This window comes from Janthinobacterium paucivorans (assembly GCF_051380805.1).
Taxonomy (GTDB): Bacteria; Pseudomonadota; Gammaproteobacteria; order Burkholderiales; family Burkholderiaceae_D; genus Janthinobacterium; species Janthinobacterium lividum_D.
The window spans coordinates 277,412-290,669 of the sequence record NZ_JBNYXR010000005.1 but is presented as its reverse complement, the minus strand read 5'-3'; the positions used below and the strand labels follow the sequence as shown (position 1 = coordinate 290,669).

Here is a 13,258-nt window from a genome sequence, read left to right as displayed (position 1 = left end):
ATGAAAACGGAGAACCAAATGGACTTTAGCATAAAAGCATTCGATACCAAGAGCACCCTCGGCACGGCCAAAAGCGGATGCATCGCGGTTGCGGTATTCGAAAACAAAAAACTGTCGCCTGCGGCAAAATCGCTGGACAGCAAGGGTGCAATTTCGGCTGCGCTGAAGTCCGGCGACATCAGCGGCAAGCCTGGCAGCACCCTGCTGCTGCGCGCAGTCGATGGCGTCGTCGCCGAACGTGTTCTGCTGGTAGGCATGGGCAGCGATGAAACTGTCAGCGAAAAAAGTTTCGCTACCGGTGTACAAGCGACCCTCAAGGCTTTCGCTTCGCTGGGCGCTGCGGACGCCATTATCGCATTACCGCTGACGGAAGTGAAAGAGCGTGACGTAAATTGGGCAATCCGTTGCGTGGTGCAAGCCGCACATGACAGCCAATACCGCTGCGACTCGCAAAAAAGTAAAAAAGATCCGGCGCCAGCAGGCGTGCGCAAGATCGTCCTGGCAGCGCCAGCAACGGCAGCCACGCGCGGCGCACTGACGCAGGCAATCGCCATCGCCAACGGTTCCGACCTGACGCGCAATCTGGGCGACTTGCCAGCGAATATCGCCAACCCAACCTACCTGGCCAACACGGCCAAGCAGTTGGCCAAGGATTACAAATTCGAAGTCGAAATCCTGGACCGCAAACAGCTCGAAGCGTTGAAAATGGGTAGCTTCCTGTCCGTCACCAACGGCAGCGAGCAGCCGCCGAAATTCATCGTCCTCAAGCACATGGGCGGCAAGGCCAAGGACGCGCCGGTGGTCCTGGTTGGCAAGGGCATCACCTTCGACACGGGCGGCATTTCGCTCAAGGCTGGTCCTGGCATGGATGAAATGAAGTACGACATGTGCGGCGCCGCCTCGGTACTCGGTACCTTCCGCGCCATCGGCGAAATGAATCTGAAGCTGAACGTCATCGGCGTCATCGCCGCATGCGAAAACATGCCGTCGGGCCGCGCCACCAAGCCAGGCGACGTCGTCACCTCGATGAACGGACTGACCATCGAAGTACTGAACACCGATGCCGAAGGCCGTCTGGTGCTGTGCGACGCCTTGACTTACGCCGAACGCTTCAAGCCTGCAGTCGTGGTCGATATCGCCACCCTGACGGGTGCTTGCGTCGTCGCCCTGGGCCACCACAACAGCGGCCTGTTTACGCGCAGCGATGCAGCGCATGACCAGCTGGCCAATGAACTGCTGGCAGCGGGCAAACAGTCGAGCGACACGGCATGGCGCATGCCGATCGAAGAGGCGTACAACGAGCAGCTGAAATCGAACTTCGCCGACCTGGCCAACATCGGCACGCCAGGCGGTGGTTCGGTGACGGCAGCGGCCTTCCTGGAAAACTTCACCAAGAAGTACACCTGGGCGCATCTGGACATCGCCGGCACGGCATGGAAATCGGGCGGAGCAAAAGGCGCAACCGGCCGCCCAGTACCGCTGCTGACCACGTTCCTGATCAACCGCGTCTAAGAGAAGGCCAGACCAAAGCTACTGCGCGGGGCTATTGGCGGCCGGCGATGCTCGCTGTACATGAAGTACAGCTGCGCTTCTCGGCCACCACTCGCTCCCGCTCGCTACGGTTTTGTCAGGCGTCGCTACGTAAGAAGACAGCCGCCACGGTCACTGACCTGGCGGTTTTTTTATGTGTCATTGGATCAGTAGACGACGGAATTGGGCAAGGGCGATGGCGCCACTTTCGGCTGCACCACGGCCTCCGGCGCCGCGGGCGCTGGCAGCGACGCGGAAATCGCCGCGGGCGGCGGAGCCAGGCGCGCGGGGTCTTGCATGACGATGGTCAAAATCGATGGATAGTCAAAGCCCGCCCCCGTGTTGCGGTCGACGAAATAGCCAACGCCCAGGGTCAGGATGATATTGCCCCAGACGCTGCCATTGAGCTTGGGGTCGATGTGGTCATCCGTCGCAATGGCGGGCGAACCGTGCTTGCGGCAGTCGACTGTCAAAGGCTCCTGGCTCTTGCGGATGGTAATGCGCCCCGGCGTCGTGACAAACCACTTGCCGACATCGTTGCTGAGGATGCAGCCCGCGCCATTCAATTCGCGGTTATCCAGGACGGTTTGCACCAGCACCATCTGCTCGGTGTTGCCAGTCAGGGTGGCGCAGCCGCCCAACGCCAACAGCAGCAGCGTCCTGACGGCTAGGGCGGCAGACGATGGTAGGCGCATGGGAAGCTCGCTTAAGGGACAGGAATCAACGGACGGGAATCGGCTGCTCGCCAGGCACGGCGACGGCGGTAACACTGTTTTTCGGGCTACCCTCGATCAGGCGGTCGGAATACACGAGATAGACCAGCGCATTGCGCTTGCTGTCGACCATGCGCACCACGCGCACATGCTTGAAGAAGATCGAGGCGCGCTCGGTAAACACTTCCTCCTGGCGCGGCAGCTGGCCCTTGAATTGCAGCGGCCCCACCTGGCGGCAAGCCACGGACGCATCAGCCTTGTCTTCGGCCAGGCCGATGGCCCCCTTGATGCCACCGGTCTTGGCGCGCGACAGGTAGCAGCTAACGCCAGCGACACGCGGATCATCATAGGCTTCGACGACGATCTTGTGGTCAGGGCCGATCAGTTTGAACACCGTGTCGACAGAACCGATGGTTTCGGCCTGCGCCACGGCGCAGGCAAAACCCAGCACTAAAACGGCTGGCAGCAATTTACGCATGAAGATAATCCCAGGCACGCACGCGGCCATCAGTTGCCATCAGTTAATAGGAGCGAAACGCTGAACCATGACGCCTTCGACTTCGATCAGCTGAAAGAACACGTCTTTCGGCCGGGTCCAGATGGTGCCGTCCGCGGCGCGATACACGATCATCGGCGTCAGATCTGCCTCCAGCGTGGCTTCGCACACCAGTTCATAAATGCCGCCCTTGTAATGCCGATAACGCATCGTCGCCCCCTCAAGCCGTTGAATCTTCGCTCTTCTCGTCGGCCAGTGCCTTCTGCTTCATCTTCAGGCTCTGGATCACTTGCAGTATGCCTTCCATGCCGGCAGCGCCATCGGCACCGCTGAAGGCGTCGAGCACCTCATTGAGCACCTTGTTACGCACGCTCGCTTCAGCCGAGGACATCTCCAGCGCGCGCTGGGCTTTCGCCGCCTTTTCGGCTGCGCTCACGCGCGGCTTGGCCGGCATCTTGCCATGCGTCAGAGCTGCCTGCCAGATCACCCAGCGACGCTGAGTCTCGAAAATCAGGTACTCATCCGGTTTATCTTCTCTTCGCCGCACAATGTGGCCGTCACGCTGCGCCCACGCTTCAAATGCAGTTCGCATTTTCTTCCTTTGCAAATGCTACGCGCAAGTCTCACTATTAAAACTGCAACATTTCAAAATAGTACCATCTATTGATGTTGCAAAATAGTATCATAGATATAGTACTGCAATTTATATAACAAGTCTGGCGGCGCCAGTGACGGAATTAACACTCCGTAACGGCGCAGTGGTCATGTAATCGGAATAGCAATTACAACTAATTACAACTGCTTCCTGTTCGGTTCTCAACTTGGCTGTAACAAAGGCGTATGACACAGTTGTTACATTGTGCCATTTTAGTAGTTTTTATCGCGTTTTAGCGAGAAACTTTACACCTTTGTCGCGTTAAACGGCACGACAAAGCCCGCCACGCCAAGCACTTATGCTAAATCAAACATAAGGATTGATCAATCATACACAAAAACATAATATTCCTGCCCCACGATTGGCTAAATATAAACACTTTATGAGCACTCTTTTTCCCTGTGGGAAAATAAAGTACTTGCACGACAAGCGGGGAGCAGCACGTCGACGACACGCATGCGGTAAGATTCGCGCTTATCGATACCTATTCAAGCAAGGATTTTTCCCATGAAAATTGCCACCTGGAACGTCAACTCGCTCAAAGTGCGCCTGCCGCAAGTGCTGCAGTGGCTAACAGACAACCCGGTCGATATACTCTGCTTGCAAGAGACCAAGCTCACGGATGACAAGTTCCCCGTCGCCGAGATCGAGGCGGCCGGTTACCAGGTGGTCTTCAGCGGCCAGAAAACCTATAACGGCGTAGCCATCCTGTCGAAGCTGCCGATCGCCGACGTGGTGAAAAACAATCCTCGCTATGAAGATGCGCAGCAACGCATCCTGGCCGCGACAATCGGCGGCGTGCGCGTCGTGTGCGCCTACGTGCCAAACGGCCAGAGTGTCGACTCGGACAAGTACGAATACAAGCTGGGCTGGCTGTCCGCCCTGCACGACTGGCTGGCCGAAGAAGCGCTGCTGCACCCGCAACTGGCCGTCGTGGGCGACTACAATATCGCGCCCGACGACCGCGACGTGCACGACCCTGTCGCCTGGGCTGGGCAGATACTGGTCTCGGACAAGGAACGCGCCGCCTTGCAGCGCCTGTTCGACATCGGCCTGACAGACGCTTTCCGCCTGTTCGAGCAGGCGGAAAAATCGTTCAGCTGGTGGGATTACCGCCAACTGGGCTTCCGCCTGAACAAGGGGCTGCGCATCGACCATATCCTGCTTTCGCCAGACTTGACGGCCCGCTGCACGGCCTGCGTGATCGACCGAGTGCCCCGTAAATGGGAACAGCCATCCGACCATGCACCGGTTGTGGCAACCATCGATTAAGCCATGCAGGCATCATCGAAAGTGGACAACTGTAAGTGGCAACAGCCATCCGACCATGCGCCGGTTGTGGCAACCATCGATTAAGCCATGCAGGCATCATCGAAAGTGGACCACTGTAAGTGGCAACAGCCATCCGACCATGCACCGGTTGTGGCAACCATCGATTAAGCCGTGCGGGCATCATCGAAAGTGGACCACTGCAAGTGGGAACAGCCTTCCGACCATGCACCCGTCATGGCCACCGTCAATTAAGTGCTGCGTCGCTCCAATAGCAGTTGCGCATCGGCTGCAGGTACGGGGGCAGAAAACAGATAGCCCTGCGCATAACGGCAGCCGTTCGCCTGCAGCAGGGCGAACTGCTCTTCCGTCTCCACGCCCTCGGCCACGGTCGACAACTGCAGGCTGTCAGCCAGCGCGATGATGGCCGCCACGATGGCGCGGTCTTCCGCGCTGTATTCCAGGTCCTTGATGAAGGCACGGTCGATCTTGACCTTTTTCACCGGGAAGCGCTTCAGGTAGGCCAGGCTGGAATAGCCAGTGCCGAAATCGTCGATCGACAGGCGCAGCCCCATGCCATTAATCTGCCGTAAAATCTCCAGCGTATGCTCGCCGTGCTGCATCAGCGCCGTCTCGGTGATCTCGAATTCCAGCAGTGCCGGATCGATGCCAGTTTCCCGCACCACCGCGCCGATGGCCGCCACCAAGCCCCTGTGCATGAACTGGCGTGGCGACAGATTCACCGCCAAGGGCACTGGCTGCAAACCCTGGCACTGCCAGGCCATGCTTTGCTCGCATGCCTGGCGCATGACCCATTCGCCCACCGGCACGATCAAGCCGTTTTCCTCCAGGATGGGAATGAAGCGGTCTGGCTGCACCAGGCCGTGACCGGGGCGGCGCCAGCGCAGCAGCACTTCCATGCTATGCAGGCGGCGCGTGGCGATATCGATGATGGGCTGGTAAAACAATTCGAACTGCTGCTGCGCCAGCGCGGTGCGCAAGCTGCTTTCCAGGTCGAAGTGCAGGGCCGCCGTCTGATTCATCGTCTGCGTGAAAAACTGGTAATTATTACGCCCATTGCCCTTGGCGTGGTACATGGCCGCGTCGGCATGGCGCATCAGGGTATCGACATCACCGCCATCGTCCGGATACATACAGATGCCGATCGACGGTGTCACGTGCAGCACATGGCCGTCGAGCGGAAAGGCGGGCATCAGCGCCTCGATGATCTTCTCGGCCATGCACGCCGCTTCGTCGGTGTCGTGGATGCCTGGCAAGAGTACGACGAATTCATCGCCGCCCAGGCGCGCCACCGTATCGCTGGCGCGTACCGCGTGGCATAGGCGGACAGCCACTTCCTTGAGCAGCAAATCGCCCGTCATGTGGCCCAGCGAATCGTTAATGGTCTTGAAACGATCCAGATCAATGAACATCACGACCAGCTTGCGCGCAGAACGCTGCGCAGCCAGCATGGCCCGTTCCAAGCGGTCCGACAGCAGCGCGCGGTTCGGTAAACCGGTCAGATTGTCGTGATAAGCCATGTGAAGCACGCGTGCCTCGGCCTGGCGCCGCTCGACGATCTCTCCTTGCAGCAGCAAATTGGCACCGGCCAGTTCGGCCGTGCGCTCCTGCACGCGCAGTTCCAGTTCGTCGCGCGCACGGCGCACCGCCTCGGCCGCCTCGCGGCGCGCCGTCACGTCGTCAACCAGCCATACTGAACGGCCATGCGCATGCGCCAGGTCAAACGGCCGGCCGGACAGGCGCGCCCAGAAGCGGCTACCATCCTTGCGCACCAGCTGGTATTCCGACATGTGCACGCGGCCCGCGCAGAAATCGCGCGCCGTCTCGCCACGCGCGGTTTCCCACGCGGCCTCGTCCGGATACAGCGCCTGCACCGACAGGCCGTTGATCTCGCCGGAGGCATAGCCGAAAAGTTCTTCCATCTTGCTGTTGGCACGCAAATTGTAGCCGCCCTCGACCATCGAAATGCCCAGCACGGCGCTATCGAGAATGGCCTGGTTTTCCAACAGCGCATTGCGCAAGGATTCTTCGGCGCGCTTGGCTTCCGTGCGGTCCTCGATAATCCAGATGGTGCCAGCGGCGGGATCGTCCGGATTGACTACATAGGCGATCAACTGCGCCCACAAGGTGCTGCCGTCACGGCGCATCATTTCCACTTCCGTCTGGAACGGCTTGGCCAGCGACAGGAAGGGGAAGGCTGCCGCGCCCAGCAACTCGTAGGACTGCTGCGACACGTACAGCGCGCGCCCGGGCAAGCCCAGCGCCTCGTCGCCGCTGTAGCCGAACATCGCGGCAAAGCCCAGGTTATAGCGCGAGATCTGGCGGTTCTTGGTAAACAAGATACTCACCGATGCATTCGTCATGATGGCTGCCACCTCCATCTGCGCTTGGCGGCTGGCCGTGACGTCTTCGATGATCCAGATAGTGCCCTGCTCGCTGTGCGCCTGGTCGACAGCCTTGGCGCGGATGCGGCACCAGAACAGGCTGGCGTCGCGGCGGCGGAACAGCGCTTCATCCTGCTCGTACGGCAAGCCCTGTCCCAGCAGGGGCTTGGCCTGCATGCCAAACTCCTCATAGGCGGCGGGTGAGGGAAACAGCTCGGCGGTGGATAAGCCCATCATCTCTTCCTGCGCGTAGCCGAACATTTCGGCGAAGCGGGGATTGCAGCGCAAAACCAGGCGCGAACGCGAAAACAGGATGCCGACGGACGCATTGTCGAGGATGGCCTGCTGCTCCAGCATCAGTTGGCGCGTGGCCTCCTCGGCTGCCTTCTGCGCGCTGCGGTCGTCGAACAGCCAGATCGTGTCGCGCAAGCCGCGGTCGGTCTGGCTCTCCGGGTTCAGCACGTAGCCATACGCCAGCGCCCAGAATGTGGAGCCATCGCGGCGGCGCATCTCCATCTCGCCCTGGAACGGCTGGCCGCGCCGCAGCAGTGGCGACGCCTGCCGCACCACGTTCTCATACGCCGCGCGCGACGGATACAGGTCGGCGACGGCCAGGCCCACGCCACTGTCGCCATCAAAGCCAAAGCATTCGGCAAAGCGGCGGTTGTAACGCAGCACGCCCTTGTCGCGCTGAAAACCGATCGCCAGCGGCGCGTTGTCCATCACGGCCTGCATTTCCAGCAAGGCACGGCGCAACTGGTCTTCATCGCGCCGATGGTCGCTGATATCTTCGATGATCCACACCGTGCCGTCATGCGTATTGAGAGGATCGACGGCGCGCCCGTGCAGGCGGCTCCAAAACAGCGTACCGTCCTGGCGCCGCAATTCCAGTTCGGTGCGATAGGGCTTACCTTTCGAGAGCAGCGGCGCCGCTTCCAGCCCCAGGGTGCGGCAATGCTCGGCGGAGCGGTACAGCACCGCGCCTGGCATGCCCGTCAACTGGTGACGTGCATAGCCAAGCATCTCGGCGGCGCGGATATTGCACTCCTCGATGAAGCCCCCCTTGGAAAACACGATGCCCACGGCCGCGCTTTCCAAGATGGCCTGCTGTTCCAGCAAGGTCTTGCGCAAGGCTTGCTGGTTGCGCTGCTGCACGCTGATATCGGCAAACACCAGCGTCGCGCCCGGCAAGCCTTCGCCCAGCGGCAGCGGCTTGGCCCATACCTGCACGGCGATGGCGACATCGGCTCCCTGCAGGCTGCTGTCCCAGTGCCGTTCGCGCCCGGCCACACCCAGCGCGCCACGCAGCATGCTGGTACTCGACGCGCGGTAGGCGTCGGCAAAACACTCGGCAAGCAGCCGGCCAGACACATCCCTGCCCAGCAAGGCGCTCAAGGCGTCATTCACCGCCACTACCATGCCGCTGGCATCGCAGGCGCAGGCAGGCAAGGCGATCAGCTGCAAGGCCTCGGCGATGAAATCGGGACTGGTCGGTACGCGGTGCATGGACGCCATCGATGGTTAAAGGCAAAGTAAACATACGCCTGGGAAAAATTTTCAAGCGTCATGCTGCTACTAGATCATAAACCAGTTTTCGGCGGTTTTTCCATATTCATTATGGACCATATATGAAACGTCACAGGCTGTTTGCAACACGCCCGTTGCAAAGCCGTTCGATGGCAAAAAAATGAAACAAATCGTTTAAAATAAAGCATGCGCCGCCCTCCTCAACCTCCGCTCGACCAGCGCGACAAACCCGTCATCTGGACCGTCTCCGTGTCGCGTTTGTTCGACCTATTCCGCGACATCACGCTCGAGTACGACGACCTGGCGACGATCGAACCGATCAACTTGGGCTTCGACGACGCCGTACGCCATATCCGCGAACGCATGGCCACCGAGCGCTGCGACGCCGTCATCGCGGCCGGCTCGAACGGCGCCTATCTGAAAGGAAGGCTGTCGGTACCCGTCATTATCGCCAAGGCCAGCGGCTACGACGTAATGCAGGCGCTGGCGCGCGCACGGCGCATTTCGCCGCAAATCGGCGTTATCACCTACCAGGACCCGATGCCGGAACTGGCCGAATTTGCTACCACCTTCGGCCTGCATATTGCGCAACGCACCTATGCCACCGAGGAAGACGCGCGCGCGCAGATCAACGAATTGAAGGCAGCCGGCATCAAGGCCGTCGTTGGCGCGGGCCTCGTCACCGACCTGGCCGAAGAGGCCGGACTGGCCGCCGTCTTCGTGTATTCGGCCACGGCCATCCGGCGCGCCTTCGACGATGCGCTGGAACTGGCGCGCCTGACCCAGATCGAATCGAACCGGGGCCGGCGCGCGGTAGTGGCCGACACTTTGCGCGCGCGCCATGGCCTGCATGATTTGCGCGGCGAATCGGAAGCGATGGAAGCGCTGCGCCAGTCGGTGGTGCTGTATGCCCGCTCGCCGGCGACAGTGTTGATCCAGGGCGAGACGGGTAGCGGCAAGGAACTGGTAGCGCAGGCCATCCACCGAGAAAGCCCGCGCAGCCTGGGTGCGAACCGGCCCTTCATCGCCATCAATTGCGGCGCCATCGCCGAATCCCTGCTCGAATCGGAGCTGTTCGGCCACGAGGACGGAGCGTTTACAGGCGCGCGCCGGGGCGGCCATGCAGGCCTGTTCGAGGCGGCCAACCACGGCACCCTGTTCCTCGATGAAATTGGCGAAATGCCGCTGGCCCTGCAAACGCGCTTGCTGCGCGTACTGGAAGAGCGCGAAGTGGTGCGCGTGGGCGGCACGCGGCCCATCGCCATCAGTGTGCGCATCATCAGCGCCACCCACTGCGACCTCGAGCAACGCATCCGCGAAGGTCGTTTCCGCGCCGACCTGTTCTACCGCCTGGCGGTGCTGCGCCTGCATTTGCCCGCCTTGCGCGAACGCGCCGACGACATTGCCGGCCTGGCCGAATGGTCGCTGAAAAACGCGCTGGCTGCGCTGGGCGCCCGCCCGCACCCCAACCTGCACGCGGAAATCCAGGCCTGCGCGCCGCTGTTACGCCGCTACGACTGGCCCGGCAACGTGCGTGAACTGCGCAACCTGGCCGAACGCCTGGCCCTGTTCCTGGCCGCCGAACCACTGCAGGCGCTGACGCCGGCCTTCGTGCTGGGGGTCGCCCCCGAGCTGGCCCAGGCGGCCCAGGCGGCAAGCATGCCGGCCAGCGACGCCTTGCCGGCACCACCACCTGTCCGGCCCGAAAGCGCCAGCGAAGTACTGGCGCGCTTTGGCGGCCGCCGCGATGCCGCGGCCGACTACCTGGGCATCAGCCGCACGACGCTGTGGCGCCGGCTGCGTACAGGCTGATGTCCTCCCCCCGCCACCGCCGACCATGGCCCGTCGACGCGCATGTGCAATACCTGGCCTATCTTCCCGAGCACTGCCAGGATCAGGACGCATGGATCTGAGCCGTTCATCCCGCCCTGACGCCGCTCATCCCACAGCGCTGGTTGCGTGGCGCCTGCGCTGATAGGATGTTCATCAAGGAGGAGTACCCTATGAAACGCACATTGCAAACATTAATCTTGCTCACCACCGTGATGCTGGCGGGCGCCAGCCAGGCCGCCGCGCCCGCAGCCTTCACAGTCGACGTCACCGGCCAAGGCCGGCCCCTGATCCTGATACCCGGACTGGCGTCTTCAGGCGAAGTTTGGCAAGGCACGGTGGCGCGTCTGTGCGGAGCGCAGGCCGGGCATGCCTGCCACGTGCTAACCCTGGCCGGCTTTGCCGGCGTGAAGCCCATCGAAGGCGACTTGCTGGCACAGGCAGAACAGCAGCTGGCCGACTATATCAGCGCCAACAAGCTGGGCCAGCCTGCCATCATCGGGCATAGCCTGGGCGGCTTCCTGGCCCTGAAAATGGCCATCGACCACCCCACCCGGACAGGCAAGCTGGTGATCGTCGACTCGCTGCCGGCGCTGGGTGCGGTGCAAATGCCAAGCGCCACGCCGGCGCAGCTGCAAGCCATGTCAAGACAGATGCAGGCAGCCATGCGGGCGCAGGATGAGGCCAGTTCCAGCGCCGCCCAGCACCGTACTGTCGCCACCATGGCCAGCGCGCCGGCTGACGTGGAACGCATCATCGGTTGGGGCCAGCGCTCGGACCGCGAAACGGTCATCAGCGCCATGGGCACCCTGATGGCCAGCGATTTGCGCCAGGAAATGACGAAAGTGAAGTCGCCCACCCTGGTGCTGGGTACCTGGATCGCCTACCAGGCGTATGCCCCGCGCACCGCCATCGAAGCCACCTTCCAGCAGCAGTACCAGCAGTTGCCCGGCGTGCAGATCGTGCTGGCCGACACGGCCCGACACTTCATCATGTATGACCAGCCGGACTGGATGTATGCGCGCGTCGAACAGTTCCTGGACTAGGCAGTGAACGCGTCCGTGCAGCGTCCGCCGCTGCTGGCCAGGATCAACTGGTACTGGACCTTCCAGCTCGCCGGTTGGGGCGCGCTGGCCTTGTTCAACAGCGTGTATGGCGGCTCGACGCAGCTGCGCATTGTCATCGCGATTGCCTGCTGGGGATCACTGGGCGGGCTGCTGCTGTCGCACCTGTGGCGCGGCATTCTGCGTCGGCGCGGCTGGGCGAAAAACGGCTTGCGCTGGAAGCGCATTGTGCCGTCACTGGCCCTGCTGAGCGCCATCCAGACAGCCAGCGTGACGGCCGCCTTCTACGTCATGTATCCACCCGATGTCCTGCGCGGCCTGGCCTGGTTGCCCGGTGCGCTGCTGTTCTGGTTCGGAGTTTTCCTGACCTGGACAGTGTTTTACTTCACCGCGCTGTCGCTGCGCCGTGCCGCGCACCTGGAAGCGGAAACGCTGCGCTTGCAGCTGAACGGGCGAGAGGCAGAACTGCGTGCCCTGCAGGCACAAGTCAATCCGCATTTTTTCTTCAACAGCCTCAATAGCATACGCGCGCTGATCTTCGAAGACCGCCAGGCGGCCGCGCACATGATTGACCAGCTGGCAGGCCTGATGCGCCATGCACTGCAATCGGGCCAGCACGCCACGGTGGCTCTGGCAGACGAACTCGATGCCGTGCGCGCCTACCTGGCGATCGAACAGATACGCTTCGAGGAACGCCTGCGCGTCAGCTTCGCCATCGAGATAAGCGCGCCCGACATCGGGCAGGTGCGCATACCGCCCATGGTCTTGCAAACGCTGGTGGAAAACGCCGTCAAATATGGCGTGGAAACGAGTCCCGATGGCAGCGATATCCGCATCGCGGCGCGACGCGCCAGCCCTAGCGACGGCACGTCCATGCTACAGATCGAGGTCGCTAACACGGGCGCCTTGCGCGAACCCGGCAGCTCCACCAGCGTTGGACTGCGCAATGCGGGCCAGCGCTTGCAGCTTGCCTGCGGCGAGCGCGCCAGCCTGGATTTACGCCAGCAGGCGGGCTGGGTGTACGCTACCATCCATTTGCCGGAGCAAGCATGCACGTAGCGCCGCTCAAGGTACTCTTGGTCGATGACGAGCGCCTGGCGCGCGCCGAGCTGCGGCGGCTGCTGGCGCCGCATGTGCAGCGCGGCGCGGTAGACATCGTGGGCGAGGCGGCCAGCGCGGCCGACGCCGTCGCGCAGATCGGCAAGCTGCAGCCCGACCTGCTGCTGCTCGACGTGCAGATGCCGGGCGGCTCCGGCTTCGACCTTCTGGCCACGCTCGACGCGGTGCCCGACGTCATTTTTTGTACGGCTTTCGATCAGTACGCGCTGCAGGCATTCGAGGTCAGCGCGCTCGACTACCTGCAAAAACCCGTGCAGGCTGCGCGCTTGGCCACGGCGCTGGCGCGTGCAGGCGTGCGGGCGCAAGCCGTGCCGCGACCCGCACCGCGCAAGGTTTTCATCAAGGATGGGGAGCGCTGCTGGTTCGTCGCGTTTGACGATATCCACCTGCTCGAATCGGAAGGTAACTACACGCGCGTGCATTTCGGCGCCCAGCATCCGCTCATGCTGCGCAGCCTGAACCAGCTGGAAGAAAAACTCGACCCTGCGCTATTCTTGCGCGCTAACCGGCGCCAGATCGTCAACCTGGCACAGGTGGCGCAAGTGGCGCCGAATGCGGCCGATGGCCTCGACCTGCACCTGCTCGATGGCAGCGTGGTCGAGGTGTCGCGCCGCCGCGCGCAACAGTTCAAGGCCGTCACCGGCCTGTAG

Annotated in this window: 11 protein-coding genes; 6 read left to right on the top strand and 5 right to left on the bottom strand. The window is 62.0% G+C overall.

Going from position 1 to position 13,258, the window contains the following annotated elements; translation table 11 throughout:
- Window positions 1–18: 18 nt before the first annotated feature.
- Window positions 19–1,512, top strand: coding sequence for a leucyl aminopeptidase (locus tag ACQ4V8_RS08835; protein ID WP_010395974.1), 1,494 nt, complete (start codon window positions 19–21; stop codon window positions 1,510–1,512).
- Between the two features lie 185 nt (window positions 1,513–1,697).
- Here the strand turns inward: ACQ4V8_RS08835 and ACQ4V8_RS08830 are convergent, their stop codons facing one another.
- The 4 genes from ACQ4V8_RS08830 to ACQ4V8_RS08815 are packed head-to-tail and all read right to left on the bottom strand — an operon-like array spanning window position 1,698 to window position 3,331.
- Complete coding sequence (locus ACQ4V8_RS08830) at window positions 1,698–2,225, bottom strand: hypothetical protein (protein WP_436571250.1); 528 nt, start codon at window positions 2,223–2,225, stop codon at window positions 1,698–1,700.
- A gap of 25 nt (window positions 2,226–2,250) precedes the next feature.
- Window positions 2,251–2,721 (bottom strand): CreA family protein, encoded by a 471-nt coding sequence (locus ACQ4V8_RS08825; protein WP_010395969.1) that lies wholly within the window; start codon window positions 2,719–2,721, stop codon window positions 2,251–2,253.
- A gap of 39 nt (window positions 2,722–2,760) precedes the next feature.
- Window positions 2,761–2,949 carry a DUF1653 domain-containing protein gene (locus ACQ4V8_RS08820; protein ID WP_010395968.1) on the bottom strand — a complete coding sequence of 63 codons (189 nt, stop codon included), beginning with the start codon at window positions 2,947–2,949 and terminating at the stop codon, window positions 2,761–2,763.
- 10 nt (window positions 2,950–2,959) lie between these two features.
- Complete coding sequence (locus ACQ4V8_RS08815; RefSeq protein ID WP_029496238.1) at window positions 2,960–3,331, bottom strand: phiTE_015 family protein; 372 nt, start codon at window positions 3,329–3,331, stop codon at window positions 2,960–2,962.
- 570 nt (window positions 3,332–3,901) lie between these two features.
- Between ACQ4V8_RS08815 and xth the strand changes: the two genes are divergently transcribed.
- Complete coding sequence (xth, locus tag ACQ4V8_RS08810; protein WP_010395965.1) at window positions 3,902–4,666, top strand: exodeoxyribonuclease III; 765 nt, start codon at window positions 3,902–3,904, stop codon at window positions 4,664–4,666.
- 248 nt (window positions 4,667–4,914) lie between these two features.
- Here xth and ACQ4V8_RS08805 read toward each other — a convergent pair whose 3' ends face one another.
- Entirely contained in the window at window positions 4,915–8,574 is a 3,660-nt protein-coding gene (locus ACQ4V8_RS08805; protein ID WP_436571249.1) for a sensor domain-containing protein, read from the bottom strand.
- A gap of 207 nt (window positions 8,575–8,781) precedes the next feature.
- Here ACQ4V8_RS08805 and prpR point away from each other — a divergent pair, with 207 nt between their 5' ends.
- The 4 genes from prpR (at window position 8,782) to ACQ4V8_RS08785 (ending at window position 13,258) form a co-directional block, all read left to right on the top strand.
- Window positions 8,782–10,407: a propionate catabolism operon regulatory protein PrpR gene (gene prpR / locus ACQ4V8_RS08800; protein WP_070345571.1), complete on the top strand. Its 1,626-nt coding sequence runs from the start codon at window positions 8,782–8,784 to the stop codon at window positions 10,405–10,407.
- Between the two features lie 191 nt (window positions 10,408–10,598).
- Complete coding sequence (locus ACQ4V8_RS08795) at window positions 10,599–11,471, top strand: alpha/beta fold hydrolase (protein WP_436571248.1); 873 nt, start codon at window positions 10,599–10,601, stop codon at window positions 11,469–11,471.
- Window positions 11,472–11,474: 3 nt separating this feature from the next.
- Window positions 11,475–12,548, top strand: a complete 1,074-nt coding sequence (locus ACQ4V8_RS08790; protein WP_436571247.1) for a sensor histidine kinase — start codon at window positions 11,475–11,477, stop codon at window positions 12,546–12,548.
- Window positions 12,539–13,258, top strand: a complete 720-nt coding sequence (locus tag ACQ4V8_RS08785) for a LytR/AlgR family response regulator transcription factor (protein WP_070345573.1) — start codon at window positions 12,539–12,541, stop codon at window positions 13,256–13,258. The genes ACQ4V8_RS08790 and ACQ4V8_RS08785 overlap by 10 nt, the downstream gene beginning before the upstream one ends.